Below are 20,628 nucleotides of genomic sequence, written 5' to 3' on the forward strand. Positions count from 1 at the left end.
ATGAGTCAGGCGAAAACCGGCATCCTGCTTGCCAATCTGGGCACTCCAGAAGCACCTACATCAGACGCGGTAAAACGCTACCTGCGACAATTTTTAAGCGACACGCGCGTTGTGGATTTCCCGAGACTGCTTTGGTGGCCGCTGCTGCGTGGCGTGATTCTGCCGATTCGTTCTCCGCGCGTCGCCAAACTCTATCAGTCCGTCTGGATGGAGGAGGGCTCGCCGCTGATGGTTTACAGCCGTCGTCAGGAAAAAGCGTTGGCCGCCCGCCTGCCGGATATGCCCGTCGCGCTCGGCATGAGCTACGGAAAACCGTCCCTGGAAAGCGCGGTGGAATCACTGCTGGCGCAGGGTGTAGACCATATCGTGGTGCTGGCGCTCTACCCGCAATACTCCTGCTCGACGGTGGCCGCCGTCTGGGACGAGCTGGCGCGCATTCTGGCGACCCGTCGCCGCATTCCTGGCGTGACCTTTATTCGCGATTACGCCGATAACGATCTCTACATCAAGGCGCTTGCCAACAGCGCGCGCGCGTCGTTTGAAAAGCACGGCGAGCCGGATCTGCTGCTGCTCTCCTATCATGGGATCCCACAGCGTTTCGCCAACGAAGGGGATGATTATCCGCAGCGCTGCCGCGATACCACCCGTGAGCTGGTTTCTGCCCTCGGCCTGCCGCCGGAAAAAGTGATGATGACCTTCCAGTCGCGCTTCGGTCGCGAGCCGTGGCTGACACCGTACACCGATGAAACCCTCAAAATGCTTGGCGAGAAGGGGGTTAAGCACATTCAGGTGATGTCGCCAGGCTTCTCGGCGGACTGCCTGGAAACCCTGGAGGAGATCGCGGTGCAAAACCGGGAATTTTTCCTTGAGGCTGGCGGCGAAAAGTACGAGTACATTCCGGCGCTTAACGACTCGCCTGAACATATTGACATGATGGTCTCGCTGGTGACGAACAGCCGCTGATCGCACTCCAGGCCGGGTTTGTGCTACCATTCCCGGCCCATATTCTTCATACAGTTCAGACCATGAAATTTCCCGGTAAACGTAAATCCAAACACTACTTTCCCGTTGATGCGCGCGATCCGCTCCTGCAGCAAATCCAGCCTGAAAATGAAACCAGCGCCGCCTGGGTCGTTGGTATCGACCAGACGCTGGTGGACATTGAAGCGAAAGTGGATGATGAGTTTGTCGCCCGTTATGGTCTGAGCGCCGGTCATTCCCTGGTGATCGAAGACGACGTTGCCGAAGCGCTGTACCAGGAGCTGGTGCGTGAAAATCTCATTACCCATCAGTTTGCCGGGGGGACCATCGGTAACACTATGCACAACTACTCCGTGCTGGCCGATGACCGCTCGGTACTGCTCGGCGTGATGTGCAGTAACATTGAAATCGGTGGTTATGCCTACCGCTATTTGTGCAACACCTCCAGCCGTACCGATCTGAACTATCTTCAGGGCGTTAACGGGCCGATTGGCCGCTGCTTCACGCTGATCGGCGAATCCGGGGAGCGTACGTTTGCCATCAGCCCTGGCCATATGAATAAGCTGCGCGCCGAGAGTATTCCTGAAGAGGTGATTGCGGGTGCCTCTGCGCTGGTATTGACCTCCTATCTGGTACGCTGCAAGCCGGGCGAGCCGATGCCGGAAGCGACCATGAAAGCGATCGAGTACGCGAAAAAGTACGACGTGCCGGTGGTTCTCACGCTGGGCACCAAATTCGTGATTGCCGATAACCCCGAGTGGTGGCAGGCGTTCCTGAAAGAGCACGTCTCAATTCTGGCGATGAACGAAGAAGAGGCCGAAGCGCTCACCGGTGAGAGCGATCCGCTGCTGGCCTCTGACAAAGCGCTGGACTGGGTGGATCTGGTGCTTTGCACTGCCGGCCCCGTCGGGCTCTATATGGCGGGCTTTACGGAGGAAGAGAGCAAACGCAAAACCCAGCACCCGTTGCTCCCTGGCGCGATTGCCGAGTTCAACCAGTACGAGTTCAGCCGCGGTATGCGCCATAAAGATTGCCTCAACCCGCTGCGTATCTACTCCCACATTGCGCCTTATATGGGCGGACCGGAGAAGATCATGAACACCAACGGGGCGGGTGACGGCGCGCTGGCAGCACTGCTGCACGATATTACCGCCAATGCCTACCACAAAACCAACGTACCCAACTCCAGCAAACACAAGTTCAACTGGCTGACCTATTCGTCGCTGGCGCAGGTGTGTAAGTACGCGAACCGCGTGAGCTATCAGGTGCTGAACCAGCATTCACCGCGCTTAACGCGTGGCCTGCCGGAACGGGAAGACAGCCTCGAAGAGGCTTATTGGGAAAGGTAAAAGCAAAACGGCAACGCCCGTTGCCGTTTTTAGTGTTTGTTCCCTCTCCCCGTGGGAGAGGGTCAGGGTGAGGGCATCAGACCGCAAAAATCTTACCCCGTAGCAGCCTCTTCAACCGGCGGTTTCGCCAGCAGCGTCAGCATCGTGTTCGCAATCTCACGTTCGCCCATCACTACCTTATCCGCACCGCGCTCGGTGATGTACTCCACCTCATCGTCATAATGCGCCCGGGCGATAATCTCAATATTGGGGCATTTCTCACGCGCGGTGGCTACAATCTCGCCCGCTTCATAGCCATTCGGAATAGTCAGCAGCAGCCAGCGCGCGCAGTCCAGATGCGCCAGCGCCATAATCTCCTCGTTGGCCGCATTGCCCAGCACCGCACGAATACCACGCTCGCGCAGTTCATCAACGCGGGTGCGTGAGGTTTCAATCACCACCAGCGGAATGCCCTGCGCCATCAGCTTCTCACCGAGCAGGCTGCCCACGCGACCAAAGCCGACCAGCAGCGCATGGTTGCAGATATCCACCGGGATCTGCTTCTCCTCTTCGATGGCTTCTTCCAGCGTCTGCTCTTCCAGCGTTTCGGTTTTATCGAGGTATTTTTCCAGCAGGGCAAACAGGACCGGGTTCAGCATAATCGACAGAATTGCCCCCGCCAGCACCAGATTCTGCCCGGCCTGGGGCAGCAGGTTCAGAGCCATACCCAGACCCGCGAGGATAAAGGCGAACTCACCAATCTGCGCCAGGCTGGCGGCAATCGTCAGCGCCGTACGCGGGGAGTGGCCGAACATCCGCACCAGGAAGAAGGCGGCGAGCGACTTACCGAAGATAATGATCGCCAGCGTGCCCAGCACGGCCAGCGGCTGCTGAACCAGAATCATCGGATCAAACAGCATGCCGACGGAGACAAAGAACAGCACGGCGAAGGCATCACGCAGGGGCAGGGTGTCATGCGCGGCGCGGTGGCTCAGCTCAGACTCGTTCAGCACCATTCCGGCGAAGAACGCGCCCAGGGCAAAGGAGACGTCGAACAGTTCAACAGCGCCAAAAGCGATCCCCAGCGCCAGCGCCAGCACGGAAAGCGTAAACAGCTCGCGGGAGCCGGTCGCCGCGCTGCGGGACAGGATCCACGGCACCAGACGACGGCCCACCAGCATCATGATGGCGATAAACGCCACCACTTTACCGATGGTGATACTCATATCCAGCGCCAGCGAGGCGAAGCCGATGTTGTCTTTTTCCATCATTCCGGCGACGGCAGGCAACAGCACCAGCGTCAGCACCATCACCAGATCTTCCACAATCAGCCAGCCTATCGCGATTTGCCCGCGCTGGCTGTCTATCAGCTGTCTCTCTTCAAGCGCGCGCAGCAGCACCACGGTACTGGCGGTTGAGAGACACAGCCCAAATACGATACCGGTCATCAACGACCAGCCCAGCACGGCCGAAAGCGCCATCCCCAGCAGCGTCGCCACCCCTATCTGGGCGATCGCGCCAGGTATGGCGATCGACTTTACCGCCATCAGGTCCTTCAGGGAAAAGTGCAGGCCAACACCAAACATCAGCAGAATCACGCCTAATTCCGCCAGCTCAGGCGCCAGCTTGGTATCCGCGACAAAACCTGGCGTAAACGGTCCCGCCAGAACCCCCGCTAATAAATAGCCGACAAGAGGAGAAATACGCAGTTTATTGGCAATCATGCCAAGGATAAAAGCGAGCACAAGTCCACCAACAATGGTGGTGATAAGCGGTGTGGCGTGGTGCATTCCGTCTCCTTTCGCGGTGAGTGTTCCATTTTTGGCGTGAATACCAAAAGACCAGGTAATAGTTTATGACAATTTTTGCCCTTATGTTTATGAATAATTGTTGAAGTTTGAATAAAACGGCAATATGCGCGTAAAAAAGCGCATATTGATAAATTCAGGTCAGGGATGGAGAGGAAACCCTTATGGCACAAGGGGGGGCAGGTAGCCAAAGTTTTACTTTGGCTACCTGTAATTCACGCTTTGTGACGGTTATCAGGCAGGAATATGGTCAACATCCCCAGAAGTGGCAGGAAAGCGCAGATTTTGTAAACCAGGAAGATGCTGGTGTGATCCGCGACCATCCCCAACACCGCTGCACCAAGCCCACCCATACCGAAGGCGAAACCGAAAAAGAGTCCGGAAACCATACCGATACGGCCCGGTAACAGCTCCTGGGCATAGACCAGAATGGCGGAAAATGCCGAGGCGAGGATAAAACCAATGATCACGGTTAAAATGCCCGTCCACTCGAGGCTGGCATACGGCAAAATAAGGGTAAACGGCGCGACACCGAGGATAGAGCCCCAAATAACATATTTTCGGCCAATCTTATCACCCACTGGCCCGCCAATAACCGTTCCGGCAGCAACCGCGAACAGGAAGGCGAACAGGTGGATTTGCGCATTTTGTACCGATAATCCGAATTTTTGCATCAGATAAAAGGTGTAATAGCTGCTGATGCTTGCCATGTAGAAGTATTTCGAGAAAATCAGCACCAGCAGTACGGAAACCGCCAGAATGACCTTATTTCGGGGCAGGGGATTGATAACCTTCGCTTTAGGTTTCCCCTTATTTACGCGATGCTGAGCGGCATACCAGCGGCTGATCTGCGCCAGCACGATAATCGCCAGCAGTGCGGCCAGCACAAACCACGCCACGTTCCCTTTGCCATACGGGGCGATAATCACCGCCGCCAGCAAGGGGCCGAGGGAGCTGCCAAAGTTACCGCCGACCTGGAAAAGTGACTGCGCCAGCCCGTGACGGCCGCCGGAGGCCATGCGCGCCACGCGTGAGGACTCAGGGTGGAAGACGGACGACCCGGTACCCACCAGCGCGGCAGCAATCAACACCGCCTCAAAGCTGCCAGCCATCGCCAGCAATACCAGACCGCTCAGGGTAAAGCACATGCCAATCGGCAGCGACCACGGCATCGGGTATTTGTCCGTCCAGTAGCCCACCACCGGTTGCAGCAGCGAGGAAGCCAGCTGGAAGGTGAGGGTGATCATCCCGATCTGCACGAAAGTTAACGAAAACTCGGACTGCAGCAGCGGATAAATTGCCAGAATCAACGACTGGATCATGTCGTTGAGCAGGTGCGAAAGACTGATTGCGCCTAATACCTTAAAAGAGGTGCGCGATTTTGGCGGCGACGCCGGGGTTGATTCGCTGATTGCCATAAATACCACGTTGTTTTGTTATTAGAGATGCAGGGTGTAATTATTATCCGACTAACATACCCGCCCGGGACATTTGAAGAAAGTCGCAATTCTGAAAACTTATTTGTCTATTATTGTGAGTCACTGTAATTTTTGCCTTTGTCTATTGGTCAGGGAGAGAGAAGATGAAGTTAATGAAGCGGGGCGTCGCGCTGGCGCTCATCGCCGCATGGGGTCTGGTAAGCCTGCCCGCGCAGGCGTATGAAAAAGATAAAACCTATAAAATCACCATTCTGCATACCAACGATCATCATGGTCATTTCTGGCGCAGTGAATATGGCGAATATGGTCTGTCGGCGCAAAAAACGCTGGTGGACGGCATTCGCAAAGAGGTGGCAGCCCAGGGCGGCAGCGTGCTGTTGCTCTCAGGCGGTGATATTAATACCGGCGTGCCGGAATCTGATTTACAGGATGCCGAGCCGGATTTCCGTGGCATGAATCTGATTGGCTACGACGCGATGGCCGTCGGTAACCATGAGTTTGATAACCCGCTGACGGTGCTGCGTCAGCAGGAAAAATGGGCCAAATTCCCCTTCCTCTCCGCCAACATTTACCAGAAAAGCACCGGCGAACGGCTGTTCAAACCCTGGGCGCTGTTTAAGCGTCAGGATTTGAAGATCGCAGTCATTGGCTTAACTACCGACGATACGGCAAAAATCGGCAATCCCGAGTTCTTTACGGATATTGAATTCCGCAAACCGGCAGACGAAGCGAAGCTGGTGATTCAGGAACTGCAGCAGAACGAAAATCCGGACGTGATTATCGCCACCACGCACATGGGGCACTACGACAACGGTGAGCACGGCTCCAATGCACCCGGCGACGTGGAGATGGCGCGCAGCCTGCCTGCAGGGTCACTGGCCATGATTGTGGGTGGTCACTCACAGGATCCGGTGTGCATGGCATCGGAGAATAAAAAACAGGTGGATTACGTGCCGGGCACGCCGTGTGCGCCGGACCGTCAGAACGGTATCTGGATTGTGCAGGCCCACGAATGGGGTAAATACGTGGGCCGGGCGGACTTTGAGTTCCGTAACGGCGAGATGAAACTGGTGCACTACCAGCTCATTCCGGTCAACCTGAAGAAGAAAGTGACTTACCCGGACGGGAAAAGTGAGCGCGTACTTTACACGCCAGAGATCGCTGAGAACCCGCAGATGCTCTCCCTGCTGACACCGTTCCAGAATAAAGGCAAAGCGCAGCTGGATGTGAAAATCGGCACGCTGAATGGTCGTCTGGAGGGGGACCGCAGTAAAGTCCGCTTCGTGCAGACCAACATGGGACACCTGGTGCTGGCGGCGCAAATGGCGCGCACCGGTGCTGATTTTGGCGTGATGAGCGGGGGCGGCATTCGTGACTCTATTGAAGGCGGAAATATCACCTACAAGGATGTCCTGAAGGTGCAGCCGTTTGGTAACGTAGTGGTCTATGCCGACATGACCGGCAAAGAGGCGATTGACTACCTGACCGCCGTCGCGCAGATGAAGCCGGATTCCGGGGCCTATCCGCAGTTTGCCAACGTCAGCTTTGTGGCAAAAGACGGCAAGCTGAATGATCTGAAGATCAAAGGCGAACCGGTCGACCCGGCAAAAACCTACCGTCTGGCGACGTTGAGCTTTAACGCCACCGGCGGCGACGGTTATCCGCATATTGATAATAAACCGGGCTATGTGAATACCGGCTTTATTGATGCGGAAGTGCTGAAGCAGTACATCGAGCAGAATTCACCGATTGACGTGAACGCGTATGAGCCGAAGGGTGAGGTGAGCTGGCAGTAGTGTTGTGCGGCCTGATGCCCTCACCCCAACCCTCTCCCACCGGGAGAGGGCGCAAACACAAAAAACGGTAACGCATGTTACCGTTTTGCTTTTACCTCGTAGCCGCCACCCGGCTTTTTCTTTCACTCCCGGCGCGCAATATCCGCAAACTTCGCGTCCAGCATTTTCGCCAGATCGCCCGCCGCCAGCTCGATATCCAGCCCGCGTTTGCCGCCTGAAATATAGATCGTGTCAAATTCCTGCGAAGGGGCATCAATCAGCGTCGGCAGGCGTTTTTTCTGCCCCAGCGGGCTAATCCCGCCCACCAGGTAGCCGGTGGTGCGTTGCGCAACCATCGGATCTGCCATATCCACCTTTTTCGCCCCCAGCGCCTTCGCCACTTTCTTGAGATCGAGCTGTCCGGCGACGGGCGTGACCGCCACGGCGAGATGTTTCATATCGCCGTTCACCGCAACCAGCAGCGTTTTATAGACCTGGTCAGCGTTCAGCCCCAGTTTGCGCACCACTTCGTCGCCAAAGTTGGTTTCATTCGGATCGTGATCGTAAGTGTGGATCCGGAAAGAAATGTTGTTTTTTTCGAGTAATTTAACGGCGGGAGTCATAGCTATCCTTCTTACGACAGACAAATCATGCCAACAGCATACGCCTGACGTTTGTCTAAAAAATAGCACCATCTTGCGCAATAGTATTGGCAGTGATGGTCACTTTGAGCGACAATCGGCTCAACCGAAGGTCTCCTTCGGCATAATAAAAACGATGAAATTCCTCTTTGACGGGCCAATAGAGATATTGGCCATTTTTTTATTTCAGCAGCGACGGCAAATTCCCTTCTCCGTACAAATGTAACGCCCCGACCGCAACCACGTATTCCCCGGCAGGTAATGCATGCAGCGTCTCTCGCCAGGCATTGTTGCGCGCATTCATCAGCACATCATACAGCGATTCGCTGAACGTTGACGGCAGCGCCAGCTTTCCGTCTGCTGGCGGCGCATCCAGCCACCAGCCAATCATGGTTTGCAGCAGACGTGCGTTGGTGTGCCAGTGGGTCAGCGTATCATCCAGCAGCATGCGGCCGTCGTCCGGAAGCTGACGCAGGAGCGCAATCTGGCTGTCCGTTCCTTCCAGTTCAATGATGGGCAGATTGCGCGCTCTTGCCAGATTGAGCAGCTGGTAATCAATACCGTAGTCACCGCGCAGACCCAGTCGCTGCGCCTGCGTGGCCTGTAGCACCATCGCAATTTGCCACAGCGGCAGGGCGTCAATCATAGAGAGCGACACGCCGGTTTCATCGGCGACGCGCGTCAGTTCCGCCAGTTGGGCTTCGTCCAGACGTTCCGCCAGGGTCAGATCGCTTTCAAGCCCGGCAAACGGTGACTCCTGGCCCGAAATATCCGCCTCGACGACCAGCGCGTCGGCGCGCTTCAGCCGTTTTATCAGACCGGGGGGCAGAGGCGACATATCCTGCGTACCCATATGGATGCTGCCGACCAGATGCAGGTGCTGACCGCCGGGCAGGGAGATATCCAGGCCGGGCCACGCATAACGGCGGGGAAAGAGGGCGCGAAACGAGGTTTTTATACGATTAAACAGGCTCATACGCGCTCCATAAACGGAAAGGTTCATGCTAGCGCGTACGAGAACAAGGTTCAATCTTTCGGTTTAAAGCGCAACAGGCGGTTGGCATTACTCACCACGGTGATGGAGGAGAGCGCCATTGCCGCACCTGCAACCACCGGGTTAAGCAGCGTGCCGGTCAGCGGCCACAAAATGCCGGCGGCAATTGGAATACCGAGCGAGTTATAGATAAATGCCCCCAGCAGGTTCTGCTTCATGTTGCGCAACGTGGCTTTCGAAATGGCCAGCGCATCGGCAACGCCCATCAGGCTGTGGCGCATCAACGTGATGGCGGCGGTTTCAATGGCAACATCGCTCCCGCCCCCCATGGCGATACCGACGTCTGCCTGGGCCAGCGCCGGGGCATCGTTGATGCCGTCGCCCACCATCGCCACCTGACGTCCCTGGCGTTGCAGGTTCTTAATCGCATCCGCTTTGCCATCCGGCAGAACGCCTGCAATGACTTCATCAATACCGGCTTCTTTCGCAATAGCGTTTGCCGTCGTCGGGTTGTCCCCGGTCAGCATCACCAGGCGATAGCCCGCGCGGTGCAGACGCGCCAGGGCATCCACGCTGTCCTGACGAAGTGGATCGCGCACGGCCAGCAGGGCAGCGGCTTTGCCATCCACCGCCAGCAGAACCGGGGTTGCCCCCTGAGATGCCTGCGCTTTCAGTTCGCTTTCCAGCGCCGCGGTATCAATACCATTATCATTGAGTAAGGCCTGGTTACCCAGCAGCAGCGTATGCCCCTCGGCTTCACCGCTGACACCGAGCCCGCGCAGCGTGCGGAAGTTACTGACCTGCGGCAGGGCCGCAGCATTCGCTTTCTCGAGAATGGCGCGCGCCAGCGGGTGGCTGGAGCCTTGCTCCAGCGCGGCGGCGAGACGCAGCGCGTCCTCCTGCGCGATGCCTGCGGTGTTCACGGCCACAACCTGCGGTTTCCCCTCGGTCAGCGTGCCGGTTTTATCAAACACCAGCGTATCCAGCGTACTGGCCCGCTGCAGTGCGTCCGCATCCCTGACCAGCACGCCAAATTCGGCGGCACGGCCTACGCCGGAGATAATGGACATCGGCGTGGCCAGGCCAAGCGCGCATGGGCAGGCAATAATCAGCACCGTGGTGGCAATCACCAGGGTGTAGACAATCTGTGGCGCAGGGCCGAAGAAATACCAGATCGCCGCGCTCAGCAGGGCAATACCGACCACCACCGGCACAAAAATGGCCGAGATTCGGTCAGCAAGCTGGCCAATCTCCGGCTTGCTGCTCTGGGCCTGGCGCACCATTCGGATAATACGCGACAGCGTAGTATGGCTACCAACCGCACTGGCGGTGAACAGCACGCTGCCGTCCTGAACGACCGTGCCGGCATGGACGGCATCGCCGTCGGATTTCTGCTGAGGGATGGGTTCCCCGGTCAGCATCGCTTCATCCAGCCAGGCTTCACCCTGGGTTATCGTGCCGTCAACGGGCACGCGATCGCCGGTGGTCAAACGCAGCGTCATGCCGGGCTGCACTTCCGCCAGCGGGACGCTTTTTTCCCCCTCGTCCGTGACCACGCGGGCCGTCGGTGGGGTTAAATCGAGTAATCGTTCCAGCGCTTTGGAGGAGCGCTGACGGGCGCGGGCTTCCAGCATATGGCCTAAGTTAATCAGGCCGATAATCATCGCGCTCGCTTCATAATAGAGATGACGCGCTTCCATCGGGAACCACTGCGGCCAGACGTTAACGCTCATTGAATAGAGCCACGCCGCGCCGGTACCGAGTGCGACCAGCGTATCCATCGTCGCGGTGCGGTTTTTCAGGCTCTTCCAGGCGCTGGTATAGAAATGGCCGCCTGCAAACACCATGACCGCAAGGGTAATCAGACCAATCACCAGCCACAGCGTGCGGTTGTCGGCGGTGACCATCATGTTGTCACCCATCATGCCCCACACCATCACCGGGATCCCCACCAGCAGGGCGACAATCGCCTGCCAGCGGAAGCGCTTCATGGTGGCGATAGCCGTTTCCTGCTGGCGCTCGCGGCGTTCGACATCATCTTCGATGGCCTCTGCGCCGTAGCCCGCTTTCTCCACGGCCTGCACTAACTCTGCGGCGGAGGCACTGCCCATCACCAGCGCAGTACGCTCCGCAAGGTTTACCCGTGCCTGTGCGACGCCCGGTACCGCCTGTAAGGCATTCTGTACCCGGGAGACGCAGCTGGCGCAGCTCATACCGTTGATCAGCAGCTGTTGGCTGTCATCAATATCATCCGCTGCCGGAAGCTCAGGAGTGGCCGCTGTCAGTGCTTCCGACGGGGATGATGACTCTGCCAGCGGTTTAGCCTTTGGGTGGCTCAGCTCCGCCCCATAACCCGCTTGTTTAATGGTATCGATCAGCGCATCCGCGCTGGCGCTGCCGGTCACGGCGGCATGGTCGATAGTCACCTCAGCGCTTTCAACATCAGGACGCTGTTCCAGGCTTTCTTTAACGCGTTTGACACAGTGGCCGCAGGAGAGGCCGTCCAGCGTCAGGTCAATAGTGTGAGACATAACAAAACTCCCGTATAATGAACTGGTCAGTTGTTGACCGGAGTAACGCTTTTCGCTAACTGTTATGAAGGTTAAACCTTCCATCAAGGGGAAGGTCAAGGGGGAAATGTGAATATCAGTGACGTGGCAAAAAAAACCGGCTTAACCAGCAAAGCCATTCGCTTTTATGAAGAGAAAGGGCTGGTAACGCCGCCGTTGCGCAGTGAAAACGGCTACCGCAGCTACACGCAACGACATCTTGATGAACTGACGTTACTGCGCCAGGCAAGGCAGGTGGGGTTTAACCTGGAAGAGTGCGGCGAGCTGGTAAACCTGTTTAACGATCCGAAGCGCCACAGTGCCGACGTGAAAAAACGCACGCTGGAAAAAGTGGCGGAGATCGAACGCCATATCATCGAATTACAGTCGATGCGTGAACAGCTGTTACAGCTGGCGGATTCCTGTCCGGGTGATGACAGCGCCGACTGCCCGATTATCGACAATCTTGCCGGCTGCTGCCACCGCAAAACCCACGCTTAACAGGCTTTTACCCGCAGGGTAATGCCTTCTACCGCAATGACCTCAACCCGTGTTCCGGCGCTGAGGTCGTCGTCGGCCACCACCGGCCACGAGCTGTCACCTACGCGCATATGCCCGCGCCCGTTCACCAGCGGGGTGTCGAGCGTAAAACGCTTGCCGACGATCTGCTGTCCGCGCTGGTTAAGGTGGGCATCCAGCGGTTTCTGTTCGCTTACCTGTCGGTTCAGCCAGCGCCACCACAGCCAGGCGGCCACCAGCGTCAGCACGGCAAACAGCGCCCCCTGCCATGCCCAGTCAAGCGGCAGAAGCCAGACGACCAGGCCGGTAATGACCGCGGCAACACCGCTCCACAGCAGGTAACCGTTGCCGCCCAGCATCTCGGCGGCCAGCAGTAAGCCACCGAGGCTTAGCCAGAACGCATGAGGATGTGCGACGATCAGTTCAATCATTTTTTACGCTCGTTTCCGCTGTCTTTAATCAGTTCGGCAATCCCTGCGATAGAGCCCATCAGGCTGCTGGCATCCAGCGGCATCATCACCACTTTGCTGTTGTTCGCGGAGCCGATCTCTTTCAGTGCATCGGTATATTTTTGCGCGACGAAGTAGTTCACGGCCTGGATATCACCGGCGGCAATCGCCTCGGATACCATCTGGGTCGCGCGGGCTTCCGCCTCTGCAGAACGTTCACGCGCTTCTGCCTGTAAGAATGCGGACTGACGATCGCCTTCCGCTTTCAGGATCTGCGACTGCTTTTCCCCTTCCGCTTTGAGGATTTCGGCCTGACGCACCCCCTCGGCTTCCAGAATATAGGCACGCTTGGTTCGCTCAGCCTTCATCTGGGCGTTCATGGAGGCGATCAGTTCTGCCGGCGGGCGCACGTCGCGGATCTCGATACGGGTGACTTTGATCCCCCACGGGTTCGTGGCCTCATCGACAATGTGCAGCAGGCGGGTATTGATGCTGTCGCGCTGGGAGAGCATCTCGTCCAGCTCCATCGAGCCAAGCACGGTACGGATGTTGGTCATCGTCAGGTTAACGATCGCCAGCTCCAGGTTGCTCACCTCATAGGCCGCTTTCGGCGCATCAATCACCTGAATAAAGCAGACGGCATCAATGGTAACGTTGGCGTTATCCTTGGAGATCACTTCCTGAGAAGGGATATCCAGCACCTGTTCCATCATGTTGATCTTGCGACCGATGCGATCCATGAACGGGACAATCAGGCTCAAGCCAGGCTGTAGCGTGTTGGTATAGCGGCCGAAGCGCTCGACGGTCCACTGATAACCCTGAGGGACAATTTTGACGCCTGCGCCGACGATAACCAGCGCAACGAAGATAAGGACAGGAACAACGATGAGCATAAAAACCTCCTGTTTTGCATGCTATGGCAGAAATGAAATCACTTTTTGTTGATCCTAAGTATACGAGGAAAGTCGCTTTATTATCACTCATCGCCGTAAACTACTGCTCATTATTGGGATAAAGGCAGAAGATCACATGAAGGATAACAGCGCGGTATTAACCATCGAGGACATGGGCTACCGCACAGGCGGTACCACCATTCTGAATAATGTCAGTTTTAGCCTCTTGCCGGGCGAGTTTCGACTGATTACCGGCCCCTCAGGCTGCGGGAAAAGTACGCTGCTTAAAATCATTGCGTCGCTGCTCACGCCAACGTCGGGAAAGATCTTCTTTGAGGGGAAGGATATTTCAACGCTTTCACCCGAGGCTTACCGCCAGCAGGTCTCTTATTCGGTGCAAACCCCGAGCCTGTTCGACAGCACGGTGTACGATAACCTGCTTTTCCCCTGGCAGATCCGACATAAGACGCCCGATCCTGAACGGTTTTCCGCCGACCTGGCACGCTTCAATCTGCCGCCGGACACGCTGACAAAGTCCGTTTCCGAACTGTCGGGCGGCGAAAAGCAGCGCGTCTCGCTGATCCGTAATCTGCAGTTCTTACCGAAGGTGTTACTGCTCGATGAGATCACCAGCGCGCTCGATGATGCCAACAAGCGCAACGTCAATGAAATCATTCATCGTTACGTCCGCGAGCAGAATATTGCCGTGCTGTGGGTGACGCATGACGCTAACGAAATTACCCATGCGGATGACGTACTGACGCTCCAGCCGCATGGCGGAAAAATGCAGGAGGCAAACCGTGGGTGAGCACAATATTACGAACGAATCTCTGGCGTTTTCGATGGTGCTGGTGCTGATCGCGATTGTCGTCAGCTACCGTGAAAAGCTGGGGCTGGAAAAGGACATTGTGTGGAGTATCTGCCGCGCGGTGATTCAGCTCATTATTGTCGGCTATGTGCTGAAGTATATTTTCAACGTCAACCACGCGGTGCTGACGCTGCTGATGGTGTTGTTTATCTGCTTCAATGCGGCGTGGAACGCGCAAAAGCGCAGTAAATACATCGATAAGGCGTTTGTCTCGTCGTTTATCGCCATTACCACCGGAACCGCATTAACGCTGGCGGTACTGGTGCTTTCCGGCTCAATTGAGTTTACGCCGATGCAGGTTATCCCTATCTCAGGGATGATTGCCGGGAACGCCATGGTGGCCGTTGGGCTGTGTTATAACAATCTCGGCCAGCGCTTCAGCAGTGAACAGCAGCAGCTACAGGAGAAATTAAGCCTGGGAGCGACGCCTAAAGTGGCCTCCGCGCGGCTGATTCGTGAGAGCATTCGCTCATCGCTGATCCCCACGGTAGATTCAGCCAAAACGGTCGGGCTGGTGAGCCTGCCGGGCATGATGTCGGGGCTGATTTTTGCCGGTATCGATCCGGTAAAAGCGATTAAGTATCAGATTATGGTGACGTTTATGCTGCTCTCAACGGCAAGCCTGTCCACCATCATTGCCTGTTACCTGACCTATCGGAAGTTTTACAACGCGAGCCATCAGCTGGTGGTGACGCAGTTGAAAAACGTGCGGTGATTATGCCGGGCGGCACTGCGTTTGCCCGGCCTACGATCCGCACTTTTCCAGGCCCGGTAAGCGAAGCGCCACCGGGCATTTTTTTGTTAGTAGAGCAACGCGTACAGCTGACGACGATACTTCGACGCCAGCGCATCGCCGGTGCCCAGCGCGGCCAGGATCTCCTGGAACATTTTGCGCGCCTGACCGTCTGCGGCAGCGAGGTCTTTTTGCAGATGGCTAAACAGCAGCTCAAGCGCTTCTTCGTTACGCCCCACCTGATGCAGCTGCAGCGCCAGCTGGCTTGCCAGAGCCGCATCGGCCGGGTTGTCAGCGACCTGCTGCTGCAGTTGCTGAATTTCCGGCGTATCTGCCGCCTGTTTCAGCAGTTCAATCTGCGCGACCAGCCCCTGATAGCGGGTGTCCTGATCCTGCAGGGGAACCGTTTTGAGCACGGCTTCGGCGTCTTCTGAACGGTGCAGAGCAATCTGCGTTTCCGCCAGCAGCAGGCCAATCTGACTGTTCTGATTCGAGAGCTGCCACGCGTCTTTAAGCAGCGGCAGCGCCTCGTCGTATTTGCCTTCCTGCATCAGCGCCATGGCTTCCTGCGCTTTCAGCTCTTCTTCGCGCGGGAGGACTTTATCCAGCAGGGCGCGAATGGCCTCTTCCGGCTGTGGCCCCTGGAAGCCATCAACAGGCTGACCGTTCTGGAACAGGTAGACGGTAGGGATGGCGCGCAAACCAAACTGAGACGCCACCATCGGCTCTGCGTCACAGTCCAGTTTGGCAAGAATGAACTGACCGTTGTACTGCGCGGCAAGGCTTTCCAGCACCGGCGTCAGCTGTAAACAGTGCTGGCTGCGTTCAGACCAGAAGTAGAACAGCACGGGTTTTGCCATCGACTGTTCGAGGATCTGTTGCAGGTTTGCTTCAGTAATATTGACGATATTCTGTACGGACATGCGGCCTTCTCTTTTATCGGTTTGTTATTTACATGGGGGTGAGCGCTGTCGCTTCAACTCAACCGTGTAAAATTTTGTCCATCATCCGGCCCGGTAGCAGACGTTTTAACCAGCCAACGGCATGGGTGACCAGCGTTACCGGGTAGCGCATTTTGGGATGTTCACTCTCAAAAGCATGGCGCACTTTGGCAACCACCGCTTCGGGCCCGAGCGTAAATCGTGCGGCAATGCCGGGGTTTTCGACCGGTTTATCCGCCTGCGTCTGGTTAACGTTTTCGGTAAAGCGGGTGCGGATCGGGCCGGGTTCAATCAGGCTGACCTTAATGCCGCTGTGACGTAACTCCATGCGCAGGGCGTCGGACCAGGCCTCCAGCGCATATTTGCTGGCGGCGTAGGCGCCGCGGCCGGGCGTTGATATCAGACCCATAACTGACGATGTCATCACGATGCGCCCCTCGCCGTGCGGCAGCATGGCGGGGAGCAGACGCATGGTGAGCTGGTGGACACCAAAGAAGTTGGTTGAAAACTGCTTTTCCAGCGTTTCGCGCGAGAGCGTATCCAGCGGGCCATACACGCCGTAACCGGCATTATTAAAAAGCCCGTACAGACGATTGTCGGTCAGGGCTATCACCTCATCGGCGGCGCGTTCGACGCTTTCCGGGGAGTCCATATCCAGCAGCACGCCGGTAAAGCCCAGCCCGTTCATGCGTTCGACATCGTCGGGTTTGCGGCAGGCCGCCAGCACCCGAAATCCCTGACGCTTTAATTCGAGCGCGCTTTCAAGACCGATTCCGCTGGAACATCCTGTAATTAAGACCGATTTTTGCATAACTTTACCTGTCAGGATCTCCGCTTAATCAGGAGTCATGTTTAACTAAAGGAGCCAGCCGCGTTGCCATCCAGTCGGCAATAAACGGCTGCGCATCGCGATTGGGGTGGATCCCGTCGTCTTGCATCCACTGGGGTTTGAGATAGACCTCTTCCATGAAAAATGGCAGCAGCGGAATATCAAACTCTTTGGCAAGCTTAGGGTAGATCGCGCTAAAGGCTTCATTATACCGACGACCGTAGTTAGCGGGCAGGCGAATTTGCATCAGCAGCGGCTGGGCGTTTGCCGCATTGATGTCCTGCAAAATGGTGCGCAGCGTCTGTTCCGTCTGCTGAGGCTGGAAACCGCGCAATCCATCGTTGCCGCCAAGCTCAACCAGCACCCAGCGCGGCTGATGCTGTTTGAGTAGCGCTGGCAGGCGCGACAGGCCCTGCTGCGAGGTATCGCCGCTGATGCTGCCGTTGATAACCGTCGTCTTGCTCTGCCATTTATCGTTGAGCAGAGCGGGCCAGGCTGCGCTGGCCGCCATGCGATAGCCCGCGCTCAGGCTGTCGCCGAGAATCAGTAACGTGTCCGCTGCCGCCGCGCGGAAGGTCATCAGAATCAAGAACAGGAAGGGCAAATGCCAGCGGAAAACAGTGTTGAAGTTCATCGTCTTAAGAAGTCCGTCGGTCAGGGGGAACACGAGCTTTCCATCCTTACTGGAGTTGAACTCGTTGTCAAACGCGCTGAAACCATCGCGCTGATTGGCGAATCCGGTTCCGGCAAGTCCACGCTGCTGGCGATTCTGGCCGGTCTGGACGACGGGAGCAGCGGCGAGGTCCATCTTGTCGGGCAGCCGCTGCACCAGCTTGATGAAGAGGCGCGTGCTGCGCTGCGTGCGCGCCACATCGGGTTTGTCTTTCAGTCTTTTATGCTGATCCCCACGCTGAACGCGCTGGAGAACGTCGAACTCCCGGCGCTGTTGCGCGGTGAAAAGAGTCGCGAAGGCCGCGCCCATGCGAAGGCGTTGCTGGAACAGCTCGGTCTGGGCAAGCGCCTCAGCCATCTTCCCGCACAGCTTTCCGGCGGGGAGCAACAGCGTGTGGCGCTGGCGCGCGCCTTTAATGGCCGCCCGGAAGTGCTGTTTGCTGATGAACCCACCGGCAACCTTGACCGTAAAACCGGCGACAAAATCGCGGATCTGTTGTTCTCGCTTAACCGTGAACACGGTACCACGCTGATCCTCGTGACCCACGATCCGCAGCTGGCCGCCCGCTGCGACCGACGTCTGCGGCTGGTCAACGGTACGCTTCAGGAGGAAGCATGATTGCCCGCTGGTTCTGGCGCGAGTGGCGCTCGCCCTCGCTGCTGATTGTCTGGCTGGCGTTAAGCCTGGCGGTGGCCTGCGTGCTGGCGCTCGGCAGCGTCAGCGACCGTATGGAAAAAGGGCTCAGCCAGCAGAGCCGGGAGTTTATGGCCGGGGACCGGGCGCTGCAAAGCTCGCGTCCTGTTCCGCCGGGCTGGATTGAGGAAGCGCACAAAGCAGGGCTGAAGGTGGGGGAGCAAATCACCTTCCAGACCATGACCTTTGCGGGGGACACGCCGCAGCTCGCCAGCGTGAAAGCCGTGGATGATGTCTACCCGATGTACGGTGACTTACAAACCAGTCCGCCGGGGTTAAAACCAACGCCCGGCACGGTGCTGCTGGCATCGCGTTTAATGGCGCTTCTGAACCTGAAAGCCGGTGACAGTATTGACGTGGGCGATGCCACGCTGAAAATTGCCGGGGAGGTGGTGCAGGAGCCCGACTCCGGCTTTAACCCCTTCCAGCTTGCGCCACGCCTGCTGATGAACACGGCGGATGTTCCGGCAACCCATGCTGTCCAGCCGGGCAGCCGCGTCACCTGGCGCTACAAGTTTGGCGGCACGCCAGCCCAGCTTGATGGGTATGAAAAATGGCTGCTCCCGCAGCTTAAACCGGAGCACCGCTGGTACGGGCTAGAGCAGGACGAGGGGGCGCTCGGTAAATCTCTGGAGCGCTCTCAGCAGTTCCTGCTGCTTTCGGCGCTCTTAACCCTGCTGCTGGCGGTAGCGGCAGTGGCGGTGGCGATGGGGCATTACTGCCGCAGCCGCTACGATCGGGTGGCGATCCTTAAAACCCTCGGCGCGGGACGGGCGCAGCTACGCAAGCTGATCGTCGGCCAGTGGCTAATGCTGCTGGTTTTGTCAGTGTTCACTGGCGGAATCATAGGGCTGCTGTTTGAAAAACTGCTGATGGTGATGTTAAAACCGGTGCTTCCGTCCGCATTGCCACCGGCCAGCTTCTGGCCGTGGCTGTGGGCGATTGGCGCGATGGTCGTGATCTCGGTGCTGGTGGGGCTGCGGCCCTACCGGCTGCTGCTCGCGACGCAGCCGCTGCGCGTGCTGCGTAATGATGTGGTGGCGAACGTCTGGCCGCTGAAGTTCTACCTTCCGGTGATTATTGCGGTCGCGGTGGGGCTGCTGGCCTGGCTGATGGGCGGCAGCACGCTGCTGTGGGCGGTGCTGGCCGGTGCGGTTGTGCTGGCGCTGCTGTGCGGCGTACTGGGCTGGATACTGCTCAACGTTCTGAAGAGGCTGACGGTGAAATCGCTACCCGTGCGCCTGGCCGTTAATCGTCTGCTGCATCAGCCCTGGTCTACGCTCAGCCAGCTGTCGGCGTTTTCACTGTCGTTTATGCTGCTGGCCCTGTTGCTGGTGCTGCGGGGCGATCTGCTGGATCGCTGGCAGCAGCAGCTTCCCCCGGAAAGTCCGAACTATTTTCTGATCAATATCGCGCCTGAGCAGGTTACGCCGCTGAAGGGTTTCCTCTCTGAGCATCATATTGTCCCGGAGTCGTTTTATCCGATTGTTCGCGCCCGTCTGACGCAAATCAACGGGCGGTCGACGGAGGGGAACAAGGACGAGTCGCTGAACCGCGAGCTTAACCTGACCTGGCAGGAGAAACGGCCCGACCATAACCCGATCACGGCAGGCACCTGGCCGCCGAAAGTGGGGGAGGTATCAATGGAGGAAGGGCTGGCGGTGCGCCTGAACGTGAAGCTCGGGGACAGCGTGACCTTCACCGGCGATACCCAGGACTTTACCGCCAAAGTCACCAGCCTGCGAAAGGTGGACTGGGAAAGCCTGCGGCCCAACTTCTTCTTTATCTTCCCGCCGGGGGCGCTGGATGGACAGCCGCAAAGCTGGCTGACCAGCTTCCGCTGGGAAAATGGCAACGGCATGCTGACGCAGCTTAACCGGGAATTCCCGACGGTCAGCCTGCTGGATATTGGGGCGATCCTGAAGCAGGTGGGACAGGTACTGGAGCAGGTGAGCCGCGCGCTGGAGGTCATGGTGGTGCTGGTGACCATCTGCGGCGTGCTGTTGCTGCTGGCCCAGGTGCAGGTGGGCATGCGTCAGCGCCATCAGGAGCTGGTGGTCTACCGCACGCTGGGGGCCGGGAAGCGGTTGCTGCGGATGACGCTCTGGAGCGAGTTTGCGCTGCTGGGGCTGGTGGCCGGTCTGGTGGCCGCGATTGGCGCCGAGACGGCGCTGGCGGTGTTGCAGACACGTGTCTTCGACTTCCCGTGGGAGCCTGACTGGCGTCTCTGGCTGATTCTGCCTCTCTGCGGCGCGGTGCTGCTCTCCCTCTGCGGGGGCTGGCTCGGAACGCGCCTGTTAAGGGGCAAAGCACTGTTCCGGCAGTTTATGGGGTAATCCAGCTCCGTGATAATTGCACGCCGGTTTTTATGCCGGTGTGCAATATTTTAAAAGCACAAAGTGATAATACCCACGTATTTAGTAGCACAAAACATTAAAAACCCGTCCACACAGCCCGATTATTTCCAGTTAATATTCACCCGCTAAATATTTAGCAGCGTGTCTATTAAGGAAAA

18 protein-coding genes are annotated in these 20,628 nt (G+C 57.5%); 8 read left to right on the plus strand and 10 right to left on the minus strand.

From position 1 onward, the window contains the following. Together hemH and A4308_RS09195 are read left to right on the plus strand one after the other, a co-directional pair. Entirely contained in the window at positions 1–963 is a 963-nt protein-coding gene (gene hemH, locus A4308_RS09190) for a ferrochelatase (protein ID WP_014882814.1), read from the plus strand. Positions 964–1,025: 62 nt separating this feature from the next. Continuing rightward, entirely contained in the window at positions 1,026–2,330 is a 1,305-nt protein-coding gene (locus A4308_RS09195) for an inosine/guanosine kinase (protein ID WP_023332255.1), read from the plus strand. Between the two features lie 92 nt (positions 2,331–2,422). On the opposite strand, the gene ybaL is transcribed toward A4308_RS09195, so the two are convergent. After that, positions 2,423–4,099 (minus strand): YbaL family putative K(+) efflux transporter, encoded by a 1,677-nt coding sequence (ybaL, locus tag A4308_RS09200; RefSeq protein WP_023336830.1) that lies wholly within the window; start codon positions 4,097–4,099, stop codon positions 2,423–2,425. A gap of 233 nt (positions 4,100–4,332) precedes the next feature. Beyond that, the gene (locus A4308_RS09205) at positions 4,333–5,535 is read right to left on the minus strand and encodes an MFS transporter (protein ID WP_023332256.1); all 1,203 of its coding nucleotides are present in this window, start codon (positions 5,533–5,535) and stop codon (positions 4,333–4,335) included. A 164-nt stretch (positions 5,536–5,699) separates the two neighbouring features. Between A4308_RS09205 and ushA the strand changes: the two genes are divergently transcribed. Beyond that, a complete protein-coding gene (gene ushA / locus A4308_RS09210) occupies positions 5,700–7,352 on the plus strand; it encodes a bifunctional UDP-sugar hydrolase/5'-nucleotidase UshA (RefSeq protein WP_045281679.1) in 1,653 nt (550 codons plus the stop codon). Positions 7,353–7,474: 122 nt separating this feature from the next. Here ushA and ybaK read toward each other — a convergent pair whose 3' ends face one another. From ybaK to copA, 3 genes are all read right to left on the minus strand, one after another. Then, a complete protein-coding gene (gene ybaK / locus A4308_RS09215) occupies positions 7,475–7,954 on the minus strand; it encodes a Cys-tRNA(Pro)/Cys-tRNA(Cys) deacylase YbaK (protein ID WP_023332257.1) in 480 nt (159 codons plus the stop codon). A gap of 199 nt (positions 7,955–8,153) precedes the next feature. After that, positions 8,154–8,948 (minus strand): TraB/GumN family protein, encoded by a 795-nt coding sequence (locus tag A4308_RS09220; RefSeq protein ID WP_014882820.1) that lies wholly within the window; start codon positions 8,946–8,948, stop codon positions 8,154–8,156. Positions 8,949–8,998: 50 nt separating this feature from the next. Further along, positions 8,999–11,497 (minus strand): copper-exporting P-type ATPase CopA, encoded by a 2,499-nt coding sequence (copA, locus tag A4308_RS09225; RefSeq protein ID WP_045281678.1) that lies wholly within the window; start codon positions 11,495–11,497, stop codon positions 8,999–9,001. Between the two features lie 108 nt (positions 11,498–11,605). On the opposite strand from copA, the gene cueR reads away from it, so the two are divergent. Further along, positions 11,606–12,016, plus strand: a complete 411-nt coding sequence (gene cueR, locus A4308_RS09230) for a Cu(I)-responsive transcriptional regulator (RefSeq protein WP_014882822.1) — start codon at positions 11,606–11,608, stop codon at positions 12,014–12,016. Here the strand turns inward: cueR and A4308_RS09235 are convergent. Together A4308_RS09235 and A4308_RS09240 are read right to left on the minus strand one after the other, a co-directional pair. Further along, positions 12,013–12,465, minus strand: coding sequence for an NfeD family protein (locus A4308_RS09235; RefSeq protein WP_023332259.1), 453 nt, complete (start codon positions 12,463–12,465; stop codon positions 12,013–12,015). The two genes, cueR and A4308_RS09235, sit on opposite strands and share 4 nt — an antisense overlap. Further along, positions 12,462–13,376 (minus strand): SPFH domain-containing protein, encoded by a 915-nt coding sequence (locus tag A4308_RS09240; protein ID WP_008499312.1) that lies wholly within the window; start codon positions 13,374–13,376, stop codon positions 12,462–12,464. Before A4308_RS09240 ends, A4308_RS09235 begins: the two co-directional genes overlap by 4 nt. A gap of 136 nt (positions 13,377–13,512) precedes the next feature. Between A4308_RS09240 and fetA the strand changes: the two genes are divergently transcribed. Both fetA and fetB read left to right on the plus strand, forming a co-directional pair. After that, positions 13,513–14,184: an iron efflux ABC transporter ATP-binding subunit FetA gene (gene fetA, locus A4308_RS09245; RefSeq protein WP_045281677.1), complete on the plus strand. Its 672-nt coding sequence runs from the start codon at positions 13,513–13,515 to the stop codon at positions 14,182–14,184. Beyond that, the gene (gene fetB / locus A4308_RS09250) at positions 14,177–14,959 is read left to right on the plus strand and encodes an iron efflux ABC transporter permease subunit FetB (protein WP_063308499.1); all 783 of its coding nucleotides are present in this window, start codon (positions 14,177–14,179) and stop codon (positions 14,957–14,959) included. The genes fetA and fetB overlap by 8 nt, the downstream gene beginning before the upstream one ends. Positions 14,960–15,045: 86 nt before the next feature. On the opposite strand, the gene A4308_RS09255 is transcribed toward fetB, so the two are convergent. Genes A4308_RS09255 through tesA form a run of 3 tightly spaced genes read right to left on the minus strand, consistent with a single transcriptional unit; the run spans position 15,046 to position 17,381 of the window. Next, positions 15,046–15,900, minus strand: coding sequence for a co-chaperone YbbN (locus tag A4308_RS09255; RefSeq protein WP_014882826.1), 855 nt, complete (start codon positions 15,898–15,900; stop codon positions 15,046–15,048). Positions 15,901–15,958: 58 nt separating this feature from the next. Next, entirely contained in the window at positions 15,959–16,729 is a 771-nt protein-coding gene (locus A4308_RS09260) for an SDR family oxidoreductase (protein WP_014882827.1), read from the minus strand. Positions 16,730–16,757: 28 nt separating this feature from the next. Then, positions 16,758–17,381, minus strand: a complete 624-nt coding sequence (tesA, locus tag A4308_RS09265) for a multifunctional acyl-CoA thioesterase I/protease I/lysophospholipase L1 (protein WP_045281711.1) — start codon at positions 17,379–17,381, stop codon at positions 16,758–16,760. Here tesA and ybbA point away from each other — a divergent pair. Both ybbA and ybbP read left to right on the plus strand, forming a co-directional pair. Further along, positions 17,352–18,038: a putative ABC transporter ATP-binding protein YbbA gene (ybbA, locus tag A4308_RS09270; RefSeq protein ID WP_045281710.1), complete on the plus strand. Its 687-nt coding sequence runs from the start codon at positions 17,352–17,354 to the stop codon at positions 18,036–18,038. The two genes, tesA and ybbA, sit on opposite strands and share 30 nt — an antisense overlap. After that, positions 18,035–20,449, plus strand: coding sequence for a putative ABC transporter permease subunit YbbP (ybbP, locus tag A4308_RS09275; RefSeq protein ID WP_045281676.1), 2,415 nt, complete (start codon positions 18,035–18,037; stop codon positions 20,447–20,449). The genes ybbA and ybbP overlap by 4 nt, the downstream gene beginning before the upstream one ends. Positions 20,450–20,628: the final 179 nt, after the last annotated feature.

It is taken from the genome of Enterobacter sp. ODB01 (assembly GCF_001623605.1).
Lineage (GTDB): Bacteria > Pseudomonadota > Gammaproteobacteria > Enterobacterales > Enterobacteriaceae > Enterobacter > Enterobacter kobei.